Origin of the sequence: Streptomyces sp. SID9727 (genome assembly GCF_010550605.1) — a bacterium.
Classification (GTDB): Bacteria; Actinomycetota; Actinomycetes; order Streptomycetales; family Streptomycetaceae; genus Streptomyces.
Window position 1 is genome coordinate 1 of record NZ_JAAGNI010000499.1, and the last position, 16,591, is coordinate 16,591.

Below are 16,591 nucleotides of genomic sequence, written 5' to 3' on the forward strand. Positions count from 1 at the left end.
AAGCTGAACCGGGCCGCGTACACGGCGGGCGGTCTCGTCGCCGCCGGCCACGTCACCGAGGACCAGGCCGTGCGGGCCCTGCGCGCGGCCGCCGGGCTGGCCCGCCCGGACCAGGAGCGGCGCAGTCTCGCCATCATCCGGGGCGGGCTCGGCGCGGGGCGGCTGCGGCCGCTGGCCCTCGGGGGGCGCGCGTGAACGCGGACCAGGACAGAGTGCTCCCGTCGCCCTCCTTCGACGTACGGGCCGTGGCCGCGCAGATCCTCGCGCAGCCCGTACCGCAGCCCCGGCCGCCCGACGACGCGTCCACGCAGTACGCCACGGCGGACGGACTGCTGCCCGACACCCTCACCGACCGGGGCAACGCCAAGCTGTTCGTCAGGCTCTACCGCAACGACTACCGGCATGTGCCCGGCATCGGCTGGTTCCGCTGGGACGGCACCCGCTGGCAGTTCGATGAGGACGACACGGTGATGTGGTCGGCGGGCGACCTGGCGGAATCCCTCGCCACCACCGACCCGCGGGGCGTCTTCACCCCCGCCGCGCTCCAGCAGCACCGCCGGCGCACCCTCAGCACGAGCGGGATGAACGCGATGCTGACCCAGGCCAGGTCCGCCCCGGGCATGGTCCTCAACGCGGCGCTCCTGGACGCCGACCCGTACGCGCTGTGCACCCCGGCGGGCGTGGTGGACCTGCGGACGGGCTTCATCCGCCCCGCCGAGCCCACCAAGGACTTCCACTCCCGCTCCACGTCGGCGGCCCCCCAGGCGATGCCCACGCCGCGCTGGGACCGCTTCCTGGCCGACACCTTCGGTGAGGGCCCGGACGGCGAGGAGATGATCTCCTTCCTCCAGCTGCTGCTCGGCTACTCCATCACCGGTGACGTCGGCGGCCAGGTGATGCCGTTCCTGTTCGGCTCCGGCAAGAACGGCAAGTCGGTGCTGCTGGACGTCCTGATGAAGCTCCTGCGGGACTACGCGGACGCGGCGCCGCCCGGCTTCCTGATGTCGCGCCCGTACGAGGGTCACCCCACGGACCTCGCCGAACTGCACGGCCGGCGGGTCATCGTGTGCAGCGAGGTCAAGCCGGGCGACCGCTTCGACGAGGCCCGGGTCAAGCTCCTGACCGGCGGGGACCGGATCAAGGCCCGCCGGATGCGGCAGGACTTCTTCAGCTTCGAACCGACCCACAAGATGTGGCTGCTGGGCAACCACCGCCCCGAAGTCGGCACGGGCGGCTTCGCGTTCTGGCGGCGCATGCGCCTCATCCCGTTCGAACGCGTCGTCTCGGACCACCGCAAGATCGACAACCTGGCGGACATCCTGGTCACCCAGGAGGGTCCGGGCATCCTCAACTGGCTGATCGAGGGCGCCCGCCGCTACCTGGGCGGCGACAAGGACCTCTCGGGTCCCGAGCGGGTGCGGATCGCGACGACCGTGTACGCGGAGACCGAGGACCACACCGGGCGGTTCGTCGGCGAGACCTGCCGGCTCGACGCCGGGCTCCGGGCCGAACAGGCCCAGCTCTACGCGGCGTACAAACGCTGGTGCCAGAATGAGGGCGTTCCGGCGATTTCGTCGAGAGCCTTCGCGGCGCACATCCGCGAAGTGGTCGGGCTGGCATCACCGAAGGAAATGATCTTTTCCAACCAGCGCAAGTACTACCCGGGCATCGGCCTGCTCGCGGACGAGGAGACAGTATGAGCGCCCTCATCGCAGAGGACGAGATCGTCCACGAGGTGGACCTCGTGTGGCTTGAGGACATCAGCGTGCTCGACTACGTCCGCCAGAGCCTGGACCGTCTCCCGACCCGTCGGGGCAGACCCGCCTACCACCGCGACGGAAGAATGGTCGGCTACGCCCTGCTGGGGCCGAAGGCCAAGCCGTCGCGCTCCTCGGGCACCTTCCGCCGCCGGGTGTTCTGGCTGCTCCCCCACGACCGGGACACCGAACCCGACGGGCTGTACGCGCGGGGCGCGCCGGCCGAGGCCGTGGACGTGCGGACGCTGGCACCGGGCAGCAAGGGCCACAAGACCGAGCGCTCGGAAGGCGGCCCCATGTCGTCGGCGGCCACCCGGGAACTTCAGCCGTAGCGGTACGTCCCCGGCCGTTCCCGGAGCGTTTCCGCGCCGGAATGGTTAAAAAACAGCACGTCCGGTATATTTTTCCCTGTCGGGGACAACCACGGACAGGAGGGGCACCGCCGTGCAGAGGGAACGTTTCACCGGGGCCCAGGCAGTCGTCGCCGGCGGAGGGCCGGTCGGCCTGCTCGTGGCGGCCGAACTGGCGGCGTACGGGGTCGACACCGTACTGCTCGAACCCAGGACCGAGGTCTCCGACCAGCCCAGGGCCACCACGCTGCACGCCCGCGCGGTGCAGTCCCTGGCCCGCCGGGGCCACCTCCCGCGCCCGCCTTCCCGCGCGACCGGACCCGCCACCAGCGCCTTCCACTTCGCGGGACTCCCCGGCCTGACCATCGCCGCTCCCCCGGATGAACCGGAACCCGTGCTCAAGTGCGTCCAGGCCGTCCTGGAACGCCACCTCGAGGCCCGGGCCCGCGCCGCCGGTGCCCGCATCCTGCGCGGGTACCACCTCACCGACGCCGTCCAGGACGAGAACGGCGTACGGGTCACGGCCGAGGGCCCCGAGGGGCCGGAGCTCTTCCACGCCGGGTACCTGGTCGGGGCGGACGGTGCCCGCAGCACGGTCCGCGCCCGGGCCGGCATCGAATCCGACACCTTTCCGGCGACGGTGTCCGCACTGATGGGGACCGTCACCCTGGCCGATCCGGAGGCCCTCCCTAAGGGCTGGCACCGCACCCCGCGCGGCTGGATCGTCGTCAAGCACGACGGCGTCCGCACCCACCTGCGGACGCTCGACTGCGGCGGCCCCCACCCGGACCGGCACCGGCCCGTCACACTGGAGGAGCTGCGCCGCGAGGTGGCGCGCATCGCGGGCCGCGACATCGCGATGCACTCCCCGCGATGGCTGAGCCGCTTCAGCGACTTCGCCCGCCTGGCCCGCACCTTCGCCCGGGGACGCGTCTTCCTGGTCGGCGACGCCGCGCACGTCCACTTCCCGATCGGCGGCCAGGGCCTGAGCACCGGCGTGCTCGACGCGCTGAACCTGAGCTGGAAACTCGCCCTCGCGGTGCGCGGCTCGGCGGGACCCGCCCTGCTGGGCGGCTACGACGCGGAGCGCAGGCCGCTCGCCCGCCGCGTGCTCGACGGCACGCTGGCCCAGCTCGCCCTGATGCGCCAGGGTCCCGAGGCGGAGGCCCTGCGCACGGTCTTCACCGGCTTGCTCGCGGACGAGGGCGGGGGCGGACACCTCAGCGGCCTGATCAGCGCTCAGGACACCGTTCTGCCCGACCCCACCGGCGCGGGCGGCCCGGCCGCGGGCACGTACCTCGGCAACACCACGCTCAGCACCCCGGACGGCGACACCGACGTCATCCGCCTGCTGCAGGACGGCCGGCCGCTCCTGCTGCTCCTGGGCGAGAAGGCGGACGGCCTCCGGGAGGAGGCACGTGACTGGGCGGACCTCCTGCGCATCGTGGAGGCTCGGCCCACACCGGGTGTGCCGTACGAGGCGGCACTGCTACGGCCCGACGGCTACCTCGCCTGGGTGCCCGGCAACGGTGCCCTCCGGCAGGTGATGACGGCGTACTTCGGCCCGGGCGCCACCGCCGGGTGAGCCCCGCGGGCGACGGGGCACCCCACCGCTCTCAGCTCGCGGTCTCCAGAACGTCGCGCAGGTCAGCCGCCTTGACGGCCTCCGCGTACACCTTGGCGCCCCGCGTCTCGGACAGGTCGAGCGAGGCCAGCACCGACGGCACCACCGCACTGGGCAGCAGATGGCGCATCAGCGCGGACACCCGCACCACCAGGTCGCGGTACTCGCACACGGCCTGCGACATGGACTGGATGCCTGCGAAGGAGCCCACGATGACCTCTGCGGTCTCCGCCGGCGAGATGTGCGGCAGCAACTCACCCTGGGCCTGCGCCTGCTGGAGCAGGTCGAGACCGACCTCGCCCCACCGCAGGAACGGGCCGCTGCGGTCGAGGTTCTGCGTCAGCTGGTCCATCGTCAGCCGGACACCTGCCCGCACCATCGGGTCGGTCTGGAGACGGTGCGCCTGGAGCATCACGACGTCCACGACCTCCTGCACCTTGGACGCGCGGATCGGCACGATGATGCGCTGGTCCTGTTCGGAGAGAACCCCCTGGGCCAGGTCTTCCTTGGAATGGAAATGGAAGTACAGCGCGCCCTTGGTCACCCCTGCCTCGGTGAGGATCTGGGAGATCGTGGCCGCTTGGTACCCCTGCTCCTCAAAGATCTTGGCAGCCGCCGAAAGAATCGTCTTCCGGGTACGGATGGCCCGCAGCTGCTCAGCCACTGTGTCTCCTCCCTCCTCGGGGTGTTCGAACGTGGGGCATAAATAAACCGTCCAGTTCGTATCTTACAGGCCGGCCTCCTCCGTCCACCCTGGTCGGGGAAATGTCCGGCGGGAAAGGGAAACCATGATCCTCGTCACGGGCGCAACCGGGACGATCGGCCGTGAAGTGCTCCGCCGTCTCCCCTCGGACCGGCCCGTACGCATCATGGCCAGACATCCCGAGCGTGTCGCCGACGCCCCTGCGGCCGCCCGGATCGTCCACGGAGACTTCACCGACCCCGCCTCCCTGGCGAACGCTCTGCACAACGTCCACACCGCCTTCCTGGTCACGAATCCCGACGGAAACGACGACGCGCGCTTCCTGGACCCGGCACGCGCGGCCGGCGTCCGGCACGTCGTCAAACTCTCGGCGGCCGCCGTCAGCGACCCCGCCGCCACCGACCTGATCACCCGGCGCCAGCGCCGCAACGAGGACCTGCTGCGCGCCTCGGGCCTGGGCTGGACCCTGCTGCGCCCCCGCGCTTTCATGTCCAACACCCTGTCCTGGGCCCGCTCGATCCGCTCCGGCCGGGTGGTGCGGGCGCCGTACGGCACCTCAGTCAACGCCTGCGTCGACCCCGGGGACGTCGCGGAGGTGGCCACTCTTGCCCTGACCGGCCGGGACCGGGACCACAGGGGCAGGGCCTACACCCTGACCGGCCCTCAGGCCCTCTCCGCCGCAGAGCAGACGGCCCAGCTGGCCGCGCTCCTCGGCCTGCCGCTCCGCTTCGAGGAGCTGAGCCCTCAGCAGGCCCGTGCGGCCCTGGAAGCGCGCTACCCGGCCGATATCGCCTCCGCCCTCCTGGAGAGCGCCAGACGGCAGCACAGCGGCTCCAAGGCGGGCGTGGACCCCACCCTCCCCGGCCTGCTCGGGCGCCCCGCCCGGACGTTCCGCGACTGGGCGTCCGACCACCTGGACGCATTCCGGCCCGACTCCGCCACCAGGGACTGAAGTCCGTTCAGTCCCTCGCCCTTCGGTCCCCCTTCGGTCCCTCAGACAAAACAGCAGGTCAGAGGCTTGCCCTTCTCCTGAGCAAGGGTCCGAAGGGACTGAAGGGACTCAAGAGTGGCAGTTATAAGCGATTATGCAGGCGTGTGTATGCGCACACGCGTAGAACCTCCCTATATATCCCTTTGTACTTACTACTCTGGTCCTGAAGCGCTGATAACTACCGACCTTGAGTCCCTTCAGTCCCTCCCATTTTCGCTCGCAAGCCCCTGACCTGCGCTTTTACCCGAGGGACCGAACAGGGACCGAAACGTCCAGTCCCTCCGCTCCTCGTTCAGTCCCTCCCTTCGGTCCCTCTTCGCCACGACCGGCACGGCCGCCCGACACGCAGGCTTCGAACTCGCGAGCCCTCCTCGGACAAGGGACCGAAGGGACTCGCGGAACGAAGAGTCCCGCCCGCTGCGGGATGCCTGTTGTAGGCTCTGATCCGAATCTGAAAACTCAGTCCCTTCAGTCCCTCAGCCCGGCAGTGAAACCGCTCTGACCTGGGTTTTCTCTGGGGGACTGAATCGTTCAGAAATGAACAACCTGTTGGCCCCTCTGCAAGGACGATCAGCGTGCCGCGTCAAAAAGAGACCGGTGGCCCGCGCGCGGCGGGACCCACGAGTCCCTTCGACATGGCCCGTTGGTGCGCGGCGAACGGCTGGCCGGTCCACCCCTTGGCCGTCGGACGCAAAACGCCCGTGGGCAACTGCCCGGCCTGCCGGGAGGACCCCCACCGCCCGGCGGACTGTCCCTGCCTGCCCGCCGGCAAGTGGTGCCACGGCTTCCACGCCGCGACCACCGACCCGGAGCTCCTTGCCGCCTGGTGGGGCGTCAACCCCTCGCTCGGCGTCGGTGTCTCGTGCGGCCCCGCCGGCCTCGTCGTACTGGACATCGACGCGCACACGGCCGAAGTCCCCCATCGTGACCGGCTGCTGCCCGGCATCCCGATCCACGCGAGCGTCAACCTCACCGGCCTGGCCTCAGGTTTCGACACCCTCGCCCTCCTCGCCGCCCTGCGCGGCCACCCCAGCCCCGCGGACGACGAGGCCACCCTGCGCGTCCGCACCCCGTCCGGCGGACTCCACATCTGGTACCGCACCGCGCCAGGCGGACCGCGCTACCGCTCCTCCGTGGGCTCCAGCCCCAAGGTCGCCCTGGCCTGGCAGGTCGACGTGCGGGCCACCGGCGGCTACATCGTCACCCCCGCCACCCGTACCCGCGCAGGGACCTACACCCCCGTGGGCGCCGCCCGCCTGCCCGCCCCCCTCCCCGACTGGCTCGCCGCCGAACTCCTGCGCACCGGCCACACACCGGGCCCTGAGCCCCTACGGGTCCCGCCGCCCCGCCCCGTACCCGCGACACGCGCGGCACAGGGCGCCCCGCGCGCGCTACGGATGCTGGAGCCCCTCCTCGCCGAGGTCCGGGCCTGCGCGGCGGCCGCCGAGGGCACCGCGTTCACCGAGAAGCTCAACCGAGCCGCCTACACCGCGGGCGGACTCGTTGCCGCCGGACGCCTCACGAAGCCCCGCGCCCAGGACCTGCTCACCGAAGCAGCCGACGCCGCGCGCCCCGACCGCCACCGGCACAGCCTCACCGTCATCGCCTCAGCCCTGTCCGCCGGCGCAGCCCGCCCGCTCGATCCCGAAGGACGCCCATGAGCAGCGCCGACAGCGGCCCGCGCTTCGACGCCACCGCCGCAGCGCAGCAGATGCTCGCCCTCGAAACCGAGGGCGGCCTCCCCGGCCTGCCCGCCCAGCAGAACGCCTCCGCGGCAGGCGAACCACCGCTGCCCGAGGGCCGCCTGCCCGCCCTACTGACCGACCGGGGCAACGCCAAGCTGTTCGCCGTCATGTTCGGAGACCAGTTCCGCCACGTCGAGGGGCTGGGCTGGTACCACTGGGACCAGTACCGCTGGAAGCGCACGGGCGGCGAGAAGGCCGCGGTCTGGGCGGCGGGCGACCTGGCCGAGCAGATGCCCCCCACCGATCCCACCGGCCAGTACACCGACCGGGAAGTGCGCGCGCACCGCCGCCGCTCCATGTCGACGCCCGGCATCAAGGCCATGCTCACGCAGGCGAAGGCATCCCCCGCGCTCGCCCTGGACCCCGACGTCCTGGACGGTGACCCCTACGCCCTGTGCACCCCCGCCGGGGTCGTGGACCTCCACACCGGACACCTCCGCAAGCCCGACCCCGTGGGCGACATGCACTCCCGGGCGACGAGCGTCGCACCCGAGGCGACGCCCACCCCGCGCTGGCACCGCTTCCTGCACGACACGTTCGGCGACGACGCCAAGGGCGAGGAGACGATCCACTTCCTCCACCTGCTCCTCGGCTACTCCGTCACCGGCGACGTCGGCGCCCAAGTGCTCCCGTTCCTGTACGGGACCGGCGCGAACGGCAAGTCCGTGCTGCTGGACGTCATGACACAGATCCTCGGCGACTACGCGCAGGCGGCCCCGCCGGGCTTCCTCATGGAGAAGGGCAAGTTCTCCGAGCACTCCACCGAGCTCACCGAACTGCACGGCCGGCGCATCGTCGTCTGCTCGGAGCTCAAGCCGAACGACAAGTTCGACGAGTCCCGGGTGAAGCTGCTGACCGGCGGCGACCGCATCATGGCCCGTCGGATGCGGCAGGACTTCTTCAGCTTCAACCCGACGCACAAGCTCTGGCTGCTGGGCAACCACCGCCCGGAAGTCGGTACCGGCGGCCACGCCTTCTGGCGGCGTATCCGTCTCATCCCGTTCGAGCGCGTTGTTCCCGCCGCCCGCAAGATCGACAACCTCGCCAAGGAGCTGGTCCAGAGCGAGGGCCCCGGCATTCTGCAGTGGCTCATCGAGGGCGCCAAGCTCTACCTGGCCACCCGGGACCCGCTCGACGGCCCTGCCACGGTCCGCTCGGCCACCGCCGCCTACGCCACCACAGAGGACCACATCGGCCGCTTCCTCGCCGAATGCTGCACCACCCACACCGCGGACCTCCGCGTGGAACAGGGCCTGCTCTACGCGACGTACAGCAGCTGGTGCGGAGCCGGCGAAGGCATCCGTCCCGCGACGGCCCGCGCGTTCGCGACCCGGGTCCGCCAGGAACTCTCCCTCGCCTCGCCCGCCGACATGATGAAGTCCAGCGGCAAGAAGTACTACCCCGGCCTGGGCCTCCTCGCCGACGACGACTCCAGGACCGGCCATGCCTGACGTACGCACCCGGCACACACCCGCCGGTCCGGCCTACCATGAACACGGTGCCCCCACCAGGGAACGTGCTCACACCCACCCCGGCCTCCTCGCGGCCGGCCGACACACAAAGGGGCTGCAGCCATGAGCTCGCTGCTGAACGAGAGCGACCTCCACCACGAGAACGCCGTGGTCTGGCTGGAGAACCCCGACAACCTCGACTACGTACGCCAGGCGCTCGACAAGACCACCCGCCGTCGCGGAAAACCACGCTACGAACGCGACGGACGCATGGTCGGCTACACCGAGCTGGAAGCCCACACCGAGGCCGACCCGGACAGCGGACTGCACCTGCGCCGGGTTTTTTTCCTGCTCCCCCACGACCGCGACGCGGACCCCGACGGCCCGTACCACGAGGGCGCCCCGGGCGAGGCGGTCGACCCGAGCACCATCGAACCGAAGCGCGTCGGCGACAAGACGCCCCGCTCGCAACGCGGCCTGGCCGCAACGGCGGAGAGCGGCAGCTGACACGGGTGGGGGGATTATTACGCCGTAATAATCCCCCCACCACCCCACACCCGCTCACTTATTACGCCGTAATAACCACCCCTGCCTCTACCCGGACCTCCCAGCCCGGCTCCACGCCCACCCAGGAGCCGGGCTCTTGAGCGACCCTCAACGAAAAACAGCCAGAACTAACGCGCCGATACCAAAAAGGATCACCGGAGTTAGTAAGGTGGCTGTCATGACTTCGCCCTCCCCCGGCGACCGCGAGAAGGTCGTCTCCAAGCTGCCCCCGGTACTGCAGCAGGACCTGAAGATCCGGGCCGCCCAGCACACCATCGACATCCAGCACGCCGTCGAGGCAGGCATCGAGGCGTGGCGGCGACTCGGATCCAACCTCTCCCCCATCGACACCGCCGGCGCCAAGTCCTTCGCCACCTTCCTCCCTGACGGCCAGTGGGACGGCTTCCGCGCCGACTGCGCCTCCCGGGGCGTCTCCCTCATCCAGGGCCTCGCCCAGTCCGTCGTGATGTGGCTGGAGACGAACCCGGCGCCCACCGTCGTACGCCCGGAGCACCCGAAGCGCATCATCACCTGCAACCAGAAGGGCGGCGTCGGCAAGACCGCCATCGCCGCCGGCACCGGCGAAGCCCTCGCCGAGGACCCGGGCGCGCTCCACCCGGTGCGCATCTCCAAGCACTTCGCGGCCGCCCTCGCCGAGGACGCGGACCCCTCGCCCCTCGATTACGAGGACCTCCCCGGTCTCGGACTGCGCGTCCTCCTCGTGGACTTCGACCCCCAGTGCCACCTCACCAAGCAGCTCGGCCACCAGCCGCTGCCCATCGAGGGCGACAGCCTCACCAAGCACATGGCCGGCGAGGCCAAGGGCCGGCTCGCCGACCTCGTCGTCCCGATCGAGGACCCCCGCTTCGGCGACCGCCTGCACCTGCTCCCCGCCTGCACCGACGCCTTCCTCCTGGACGTCAAGCTCTCCGGGGTCCGGGCCCGTGAAGCAGCCCTGGAACGTGCCCTGTCCGCCATCGAAGCCGACTACGACGCCGTCATCATCGACTGCCCGCCGAGCCTCGGCCTCAGCATGGACGCCGCCGCCTACTACGGCCGCCGCCGCCAGGGCGAGGCACCGGGCAACTCCGGCGTACTCGTCGTCGTCCAGGCCGAGGACAGCTCCGCCGACGCCTACGGACTCCTCACCTCCCAGATCGAGGACCTCCGCGACGACATGCACCTCGAACTGGACTACCTCGGCATCGTCGTCAACCACTACGACGCCCGCCGCGGCTACATCGCCACCTCGTCCCTCAACTCCTGGATGGACATAAAGGATCCCCGGGTCGTCGGTGTCATCGGCGACCTCAAGGAACAGAAGGAGGCCGTACGCGTGAAGCAGCCCCTGCTCGCCTACTCCCCCCGCTGCGACCAGGCCGTCGGCCTGCGTGCCCTCGCCCGGGAGATCTCATGAGCAAGGCGTCCCGGCTCGGCGCCGGATCCTCGTTCGGACAGACCCAGCCCATCAGCGCCCGCCGCGCCGCCATCAACCAGGTCGCCGCAGCCCCCACCGAGGGCGCCCCGCCCCCGGTTCAGCTCCCCGTCGACATCATCAGCCTGAACCCCGACAACCCGAGGTCTGATCTCGGCGACCTCACCGACCTCGGTAACAGCCTCCGTGACCACGGCCAGAAGACCGCGATCAGCATCATGGGCCGCTTCGCCTACCTCGAAGGCAACCCGGGCCGCGAGGACGACCTCGACCCCGGGACCAAGTACGTCGTCATCGACGGCAACTCCCGCCTCGCCGCCGCCCGTGAAGCCGGCCTCACCGAGATCAAGGTGATGCTCGACGACAAGCTGGGCAGCAACCCCGACGAGATACTGGAATCGGCCCTCGTCGCCAACATCCACCGCCAGGAGCTCAACCACCTGGACGAGGCCAAGGCCCTCGAACAGCTCCTGAAGATCCACGGCACCCAGGAAGCCCTCGCCGCCCGCCTCCACCGCTCCCAGAGCTGGGTCTCCCAGCGCCTCGCGCTGCTGACCCTGACCCCCTCACTCAAGGAGAAGCTCCAGTCGGGTGAGGAATCCGCGGCTACGCTGCGCCTGGTCGGAAAGAAGAAAGCCGAGGACCAGGAGGCCCACCTCCAGCACCTGAAGGCCACCAGGCCCCAGAAGCCCCGCACCCCCAAGCAGAAGCGGCAGTCCCCCGCAGGGCCCCCCACCCGTCTGCCCTCGACCGACGCCTACACCCTGGCGAGCCTGATCATCGAGGAGCTCGACGTCGCGTCCCGCCGCAAGCTCACGGAGCTGCTCGTCGACTTCAAGATCGAGGAGTCGAAGCGAATGAGGGCGGAGAAGTAGCCGATGCACAGGGCTGGGTGGCGCATTATTACGCCGTAATAATGCGCCACCCAGCCCTCGATTATTACGGCGTAATAATCGAGGGCACAGTCGGGTTCACGTCCGCACGGCGGCGGTGGTACGAGACGGTCACCGCACCGAGCAGCGGTCCCCAGGCCGCCAGAGGCAGATAGAGCAGACCCACGACTATGCTGCCGTGCGCCGTCAGATCGGGGTGGGGAAGCGCCCACCAGGCGACGAGCGGCGACCAGACAACTGTCAGCACCACGGCTCCGAGGGCAGCCGGGACAACTACCGCGAACCGGGGGAGAGGGCGTCCGCCCCACAGGGGGATCCAGCGGGGAAGCACCTCACCCCACGGCTGTACGAGCCCGAGGGACAGGAGCGCGACCGCCTCGCTGACAACGCTGAGCCCGAGCACGTATCCCGCCCCCCAGCCGGTGAAGTCCATCCCCGCGTAACCCGCATCGGTGTAGCCGGCTGTGTGACCTGTCGCCAGAAGCAGGCGCCAGATGCCGGTCGGCAGCGTGACGAGCGCGCAGAGGTGGGCGGCCCGGACTGCCCAGCGGGGCGGTGTGGAAGTCATGTGCACCATCCTGTCGGCGCACCAGCCCACAGTCGTCGGCTTCCCGTACGAGCTTCCTCAGGCATGGATGGTGACCCCGCACCCGCCGTCTCCCCCGCACGGGGGAGACCCGCCTCCTTCTACTGACCGCCCGCATTATTACGCCGTAATAATGCGCTGCGGCCCTGTCCCTCAGACCCCACCATCCCGCGGGCGCCCGGCGAGCACCACCGCACCGCCAACGGTCGCGAGCCCTGCGAGGACCACACCGAACACCGTGGCGCCAGCGGTCAGTCCCACGCCGTCGCTGAGATACCCGATGGACACGGGCAGCAGCCCCGCAGGCACATAACCGCCCACGTTGAGCGCGGCATTGGCTTCTGCGAGACGCCCGGGCGGAACGCTCGAGTTGAGCAGCGAAAGGCCGCCGAGCTGCCCCATGCCCTGCCCCGCCCCGGCGAGCAGCGCGGAGGCGATCAGCGCCGCCACCGAGGCGCCGCGCACGGCGGTGATCAGGGCAGCCATGCCCAGCACGGTACTTACGGCCCCGGCGGCCAGGATGGCGGGCCGGGAGAGCCGCTGGACGGCGAACTGCACGCCGGTGGCAGCGAGGAACATGGCGAAGGCCATGGCACCGGCCATGATCCGGCTGGTCGTCCCGAGCAGCCCCGACAGTAGCGAGGGCCCGAGCGACAGCACGAAGGAGGTCGCCGTGATGCCCGGCGCGAACACCGCGATCCCCATCCAGAGCTGACGACGGTTCCCACGAGGAACCGCTGGCACCCGCACCCACGCAGCGCCCTTCACCGACGGGACCGGCCGCCGCAGTGGCATCCGCAGAACGGTGCCTACCGCCGTCACGAGCAACACGGCCTCCACGACGAAAACGGTGACGGTGGGCCCGGGCAGCGTCTCGGAGAACACCCCGGCCAGGAACGGCCCGAGGCCGGCTCCGAAGACCATTGCGCAAGAGGCGAGCAGGGCGGCGAGGCGCCGTCGCCCGGGCCCGGCCACATCCGTCACTGCCGCCATGCCGGCCGACACGACGGCCCCGACGGCGATCCCAGTGAACAGCCGCGCCACGATCAGCGAGACGACTGTGGCGGCGGTCGCGAAGACCAGGCAAGCGGCCAGGGCGAGCCCCAGGGCGGGCAGCAGCACCGGCCTGCGCCCGAGCCGGTCGGAGGCCGCTCCGGACACCAGCAGCGAGCCCAGGAGCCCGACGATGTAGAACGCGAACACCACAGTGAGCGTGCCTTTGGAGAACCTCATCTCCCGCTGCCACAGCACGTACAGCGGCGTTGCCGCATTGGACAGCACGAACACGGCGGCCACCGGCCAGGCGGCCAGCCAGACCCACCCCAAGGGCGCGGCCCCCGCCCCGCCCACAGCACTTCCCACTACCCCGGCCCGAGGTTCGGACATGGTGGCTCCTCCCCGACTGCCCCAGTACGACTCAAATCGAACTTAGCATGCAGTACGATGAAACCCGTACAAGGAATGTGAGAGGGACATCCCCATGCCGTCACCCGCACCCACACCCGGCGAACTCCCGGACCCGCTACCGGAACCGGCAGCAGAGGACCTGCGCCTGGAGACCGTCCTGGGCGCGCTCAGCGACCCTCTGCGCCTGACGATCGTCCGCAAACTCCTCCTGGAATCGGACCAGTACGACCACCCCTGCGGCTGGTTCGACCTGGACCGCCCCAAGTCCTCCCTCACTCACCACTTCAAGGCCCTACGCGAAGCCGGCATCACCCGCCAACGCCAATACGGCCTGGAACGCCGCAGCCACATCCGCACAACCGACCTCAACACCCGCTTCCCGGGCCTCCTCGACCTGGTCGCGGGGTGGACGCCGAAGCCGTAGGACAGGCGCGTCGGCCGCGCATTATTACGCCGTAATAATGCGCGGCCGACGCGATGCGGTGGCAGCGTGATGTCAGGTCTCGGCGGAAACGACTGCGGATAACCGCCTGCGGAGGCGCGCGGACGTCGACATCACGCTGGTCCCCCGGCGGCATTCCCTGCCGGGACGAGGCGTATGGGCGCCGGGCGCCGACTGCACTCGTTTCGAACCGCCGTTCGTCCGGCGATGCCTGCACTGTTCATCAGCTCTTGGCGTGCGCTTGTTCTGGCTTGTGGGTCTGCGGAAGATCGCGCTCGCGGCGCATAGGGCTTGCGGCGAGGATGAGCCAGCTGGGCGCGACGATACCCGTCATGATCCACATGGCTGGCCGGTAACCGACGGCGTCGCCGAGCATGCCGCCGAGCAGGGATCCGAGCGGGATGTTGTGGTTGATCATCATGGCCGTTGCCACGACCCGGCCGAGCATGTGCGGCGGACAGTAGATCTGCCGGAAGCTGCCCACCACGATGTTGGCCACGGAAACGCCGATCCCGACAAGGAAGGCTCCCGTTGCGAACAGCAGTAGCCCCGGCCCCGCCGTGGTCATCGGCAGGAGCAGCACGAACGGCGCGGTGGCGCCCTGCAGCAGAAGAAGCCCGCGCGCGGTGCCGAACCGCCGGCTGACCCTGGTGGCTATGAGCGAGCCCACGATGCCGCCGGCGCTGCCACTGGTCAGAAGCAGCCCGACCATGGCCGGGTTGAGCCCGACCGTGCGGACCAGGAAGACGACTTGGACCGCCTGATAGCCCATCAGCGCCATGTTGATTACGGCGCCCCAGGCGGCCACCGGCCTCAGGTAGCGGTCCCGGCGCAAAAGCGGAGCCCTTCTCTGATCTGTCGTCGGAGGGGACTGCGTTCCTCATCCAGAGCGGGGACCAGCTCGGCTACGCTGATCCGCTTCAGACAGACCGCGGATATCAGGAACGTCACCGCGTCGGCCATCAGCGCGGTGACCGCGCCGAATGTCTGGGACAGCAGCCCGGCCACCCCCGGCCCTGCGACCTGGGTGGCGGCCTCGCTGCCCTGCAGTTTGGCGTTGCCTTCCAGGAGGTCGCGACCGTCGAGCACAATTCGGATGTACGAGTGGTAGGCGGTGCTGAAGCACACTGCCGCGGTGCCGCAGATCAGCGCAACGACGACCAGGTGCTGAAAGGTGAGCGCGTCGAGCCACGCCGCGAGTGGAATGCTCGCGAGCGCCGTGCCTGCCAGCACATCACACGCGATCATCAGTGGCCGTTTGCGTATCCGGTCCACCCATGCGCCTACCGGAAGCCCCACCAGCAGCCAGGGCAGCCACACCGCCGCGGCGAGTAGGCCGACGGCGGTGGAGTTGGCGTCCAACACCTCAACGGCGATCAGCGGCAACGCGACCACGGTGATGCTGTTGCCCAGCCCACTCACTGTCTCGCCTGTCCAGAGCAGGCGAAAATCCGGTTGGGTGAACACTCCCCAGCGGGGTCGGGGCCAGTGAGGGGCGCCATTCATCGAGTCCACACCGCGCATCATGCCGTCAGCTCTTGAGTTCCATGTACTGGTTAAGCAGTTCGGCAAACCGACCCCGGATATGTCAGCGGGGAGTAAGCGTCAAAAGTTGTAGGTGAGTTGACTTCAGCTCTCGCCCCGGTGGTTGAGGCCGGTCCTGGCCGTGGACCCGTGACCGGGCGTCTCGCCCCCTTCCTTGGGTTGCCGGAGCTAGCCCCCGTGTCCCGCACCATGTCAATACGTGACGTGCAGCGCCGTTCTGTCCCGAGGGGGAATCCATGTCCACGAACCCGCAGCAACCGCCCGTCCCCACTCCGCCCGCTGCCCCGCCCCCGGGGCCCGTGCTTCCCGCCGCTGGTTGTGCCGGCTCCTGCGTCACAGGCATCCGTGCGTTGCCTCTGGGCGGCGGTCATCGTCCTTGGGACCGCGTGCGCGGCGTACGTGCTGCATGAGCATTCCAGTCTTGCCAAGCAGTCGGGCGCCCTGGCTGGGCTTGTCGCGGCGGGTGCTGCCGTAGTCGCACTCGTACGCCGATGAGAGAAATCCAGCGCCATCAATGGGCGCATTCTGAACCCCCCACCGTGCTTTTTCGGGGTGGTGGGTTTCTGATGTGTGGTCAGGCTTGGGTCGGGGTGTTTTGGTGCGACGGGTCGGATTTTCGAGGTGGGGGATGGCCCGTCAGGTGGGTGTGGTGGGGCTGGGGCGGCCGCGTTCGGGGTCTCCTCGTCCATGCGTGCGGTTCCTCCTCGTTCGCGGTGCCGGGGTGCCTGGGGTAGATCCGTGACCCTCCGGGAAGGGGCCTGTGTGCCTGCCTCCGGGCCTGTGGGCGGTGGCCGGGCGTGGTGGGGGGTCGCCGGGGATGCCGGGAGGGCGTTAGGGGCGCGGCTGGTCGAGAGGGCTGGGGCGGGTCGGTGGGCGGGGGCCGGCCGGGCGGGGTGGGGGGAGTGTGGTTCCAGTCTCTATCCTGGTTCAAGTTTGATGGACGAGGGTGGTCTGGTTCTACCATCGGTACATGCTGCATCAGGTGGTGGTGTACGGGCCCGGCCGACCCCGCTCCGTTGTCAGCCGCTCGCGAAGCGGGCTGGTCCGGGAGCGAAGCGGACGGGCCGGGGTGGAGCGAAGCGGAACCCCTTGATGGGCCGCCACAAAGTGGCGGCC

14 protein-coding genes and 2 pseudogenes are annotated in these 16,591 nt (G+C 70.0%); 11 read left to right on the forward strand and 5 right to left on the reverse strand.

The features are described 5' to 3' along the window. The 4 genes and pseudogenes from G3I41_RS34065 to G3I41_RS34080 form a co-directional block, all read left to right on the forward strand. A pseudogene (locus tag G3I41_RS34065) lies at nucleotides 1-195 on the forward strand (DNA primase); the annotation flags it as partial. A gap of 17 nt (nucleotides 196-212) precedes the next feature. Beyond that, on the forward strand, nucleotides 213-1,700 hold the full coding sequence (locus G3I41_RS34070) for a phage/plasmid primase, P4 family (RefSeq protein WP_164404399.1): 1,488 nt from the start codon (nucleotides 213-215) through the stop codon (nucleotides 1,698-1,700). Beyond that, the gene (locus G3I41_RS34075; RefSeq protein ID WP_164404388.1) at nucleotides 1,697-2,089 is read left to right on the forward strand and encodes a DUF6009 family protein; all 393 of its coding nucleotides are present in this window, start codon (nucleotides 1,697-1,699) and stop codon (nucleotides 2,087-2,089) included. The genes G3I41_RS34070 and G3I41_RS34075 overlap by 4 nt, the downstream gene beginning before the upstream one ends. A 112-nt stretch (nucleotides 2,090-2,201) precedes the next feature. After that, a complete protein-coding gene (locus G3I41_RS34080; protein ID WP_164404389.1) occupies nucleotides 2,202-3,692 on the forward strand; it encodes an FAD-dependent monooxygenase in 1,491 nt (496 codons plus the stop codon). A 31-nt stretch (nucleotides 3,693-3,723) separates the two neighbouring features. On the opposite strand, the gene G3I41_RS34085 is transcribed toward G3I41_RS34080, so the two are convergent. Beyond that, entirely contained in the window at nucleotides 3,724-4,395 is a 672-nt protein-coding gene (locus tag G3I41_RS34085; protein ID WP_164404390.1) for a ScbR family autoregulator-binding transcription factor, read from the reverse strand. A gap of 124 nt (nucleotides 4,396-4,519) precedes the next feature. Here G3I41_RS34085 and G3I41_RS34090 point away from each other — a divergent pair, with 124 nt between their 5' ends. The 6 genes and pseudogenes from G3I41_RS34090 to G3I41_RS34115 form a co-directional block, all read left to right on the forward strand. Then, on the forward strand, nucleotides 4,520-5,386 hold the full coding sequence (locus G3I41_RS34090) for an NAD(P)H-binding protein (RefSeq protein ID WP_164404391.1): 867 nt from the start codon (nucleotides 4,520-4,522) through the stop codon (nucleotides 5,384-5,386). A gap of 674 nt (nucleotides 5,387-6,060) precedes the next feature. Next, nucleotides 6,061-7,086 (forward strand): bifunctional DNA primase/polymerase, encoded by a 1,026-nt coding sequence (locus tag G3I41_RS34095; protein ID WP_164404400.1) that lies wholly within the window; start codon nucleotides 6,061-6,063, stop codon nucleotides 7,084-7,086. Continuing rightward, nucleotides 7,083-8,621 carry a phage/plasmid primase, P4 family gene (locus G3I41_RS34100; RefSeq protein ID WP_164404392.1) on the forward strand — a complete coding sequence of 513 codons (1,539 nt, stop codon included), beginning with the start codon at nucleotides 7,083-7,085 and terminating at the stop codon, nucleotides 8,619-8,621. Before G3I41_RS34095 ends, G3I41_RS34100 begins: the two co-directional genes overlap by 4 nt. A 123-nt stretch (nucleotides 8,622-8,744) precedes the next feature. Further along, entirely contained in the window at nucleotides 8,745-9,128 is a 384-nt protein-coding gene (locus G3I41_RS34105; protein WP_164404393.1) for a DUF6009 family protein, read from the forward strand. A gap of 217 nt (nucleotides 9,129-9,345) precedes the next feature. Beyond that, nucleotides 9,346-10,584 carry a ParA family protein gene (locus G3I41_RS34110; protein ID WP_164404394.1) on the forward strand — a complete coding sequence of 413 codons (1,239 nt, stop codon included), beginning with the start codon at nucleotides 9,346-9,348 and terminating at the stop codon, nucleotides 10,582-10,584. Then, nucleotides 10,581-11,273: pseudogene (locus G3I41_RS34115) on the forward strand (ParB/RepB/Spo0J family partition protein); the annotation flags it as partial. The gene G3I41_RS34110 and the pseudogene G3I41_RS34115, both read left to right, overlap by 4 nt. A gap of 268 nt (nucleotides 11,274-11,541) precedes the next feature. Here the strand turns inward: G3I41_RS34115 and G3I41_RS34120 are convergent. Together G3I41_RS34120 and G3I41_RS34125 are read right to left on the reverse strand one after the other, a co-directional pair. Continuing rightward, nucleotides 11,542-12,072 carry a hypothetical protein gene (locus tag G3I41_RS34120; RefSeq protein ID WP_164404396.1) on the reverse strand — a complete coding sequence of 177 codons (531 nt, stop codon included), beginning with the start codon at nucleotides 12,070-12,072 and terminating at the stop codon, nucleotides 11,542-11,544. A gap of 162 nt (nucleotides 12,073-12,234) precedes the next feature. Then, complete coding sequence (locus G3I41_RS34125) at nucleotides 12,235-13,467, reverse strand: MFS transporter (protein WP_164404397.1); 1,233 nt, start codon at nucleotides 13,465-13,467, stop codon at nucleotides 12,235-12,237. Between the two features lie 94 nt (nucleotides 13,468-13,561). Between G3I41_RS34125 and G3I41_RS34130 the strand changes: the two genes are divergently transcribed. Beyond that, a complete protein-coding gene (locus G3I41_RS34130; protein ID WP_164404398.1) occupies nucleotides 13,562-13,912 on the forward strand; it encodes an ArsR family transcriptional regulator in 351 nt (116 codons plus the stop codon). Nucleotides 13,913-14,153: 241 nt separating this feature from the next. On the opposite strand, the gene G3I41_RS37295 is transcribed toward G3I41_RS34130, so the two are convergent. Together G3I41_RS37295 and G3I41_RS37300 are read right to left on the reverse strand one after the other, a co-directional pair. Continuing rightward, on the reverse strand, nucleotides 14,154-14,738 hold the full coding sequence (locus G3I41_RS37295) for an MFS transporter (RefSeq protein ID WP_343242279.1): 585 nt from the start codon (nucleotides 14,736-14,738) through the stop codon (nucleotides 14,154-14,156). Between the two features lie 5 nt (nucleotides 14,739-14,743). Next, complete coding sequence (locus tag G3I41_RS37300) at nucleotides 14,744-15,436, reverse strand: MFS transporter (RefSeq protein ID WP_239081976.1); 693 nt, start codon at nucleotides 15,434-15,436, stop codon at nucleotides 14,744-14,746. Nucleotides 15,437-16,591: the final 1,155 nt, after the last annotated feature.

Bases quoted from the DNA above. Each gene is read 5' to 3' on its own strand.
- G3I41_RS34075 (WP_164404388.1), top strand. From the start codon at position 1,697: ATGAGCGCCCTCATCGCAGAGGACGAGATCGTCCACGAGGTGGACCTC.
- G3I41_RS34090 (WP_164404391.1), top strand. From the start codon at position 4,520: ATGATCCTCGTCACGGGCGCAACCGGGACGATCGGCCGTGAAGTGCTC.
- G3I41_RS34095 (WP_164404400.1), top strand. From the start codon at position 6,061: ATGGCCCGTTGGTGCGCGGCGAACGGCTGGCCGGTCCACCCCTTGGCC.
- G3I41_RS34100 (WP_164404392.1), top strand. From the start codon at position 7,083: ATGAGCAGCGCCGACAGCGGCCCGCGCTTCGACGCCACCGCCGCAGCG.
- G3I41_RS34105 (WP_164404393.1), top strand. From the start codon at position 8,745: ATGAGCTCGCTGCTGAACGAGAGCGACCTCCACCACGAGAACGCCGTG.
- G3I41_RS34110 (WP_164404394.1), top strand. From the start codon at position 9,346: ATGACTTCGCCCTCCCCCGGCGACCGCGAGAAGGTCGTCTCCAAGCTG.
- G3I41_RS34120 (WP_164404396.1), bottom strand. From the start codon at position 12,072: ATGGTGCACATGACTTCCACACCGCCCCGCTGGGCAGTCCGGGCCGCC.
- G3I41_RS34125 (WP_164404397.1), bottom strand. From the start codon at position 13,467: ATGTCCGAACCTCGGGCCGGGGTAGTGGGAAGTGCTGTGGGCGGGGCG.
- G3I41_RS34130 (WP_164404398.1), top strand. From the start codon at position 13,562: ATGCCGTCACCCGCACCCACACCCGGCGAACTCCCGGACCCGCTACCG.
- G3I41_RS37300 (WP_239081976.1), bottom strand. From the start codon at position 15,436: ATGAATGGCGCCCCTCACTGGCCCCGACCCCGCTGGGGAGTGTTCACC.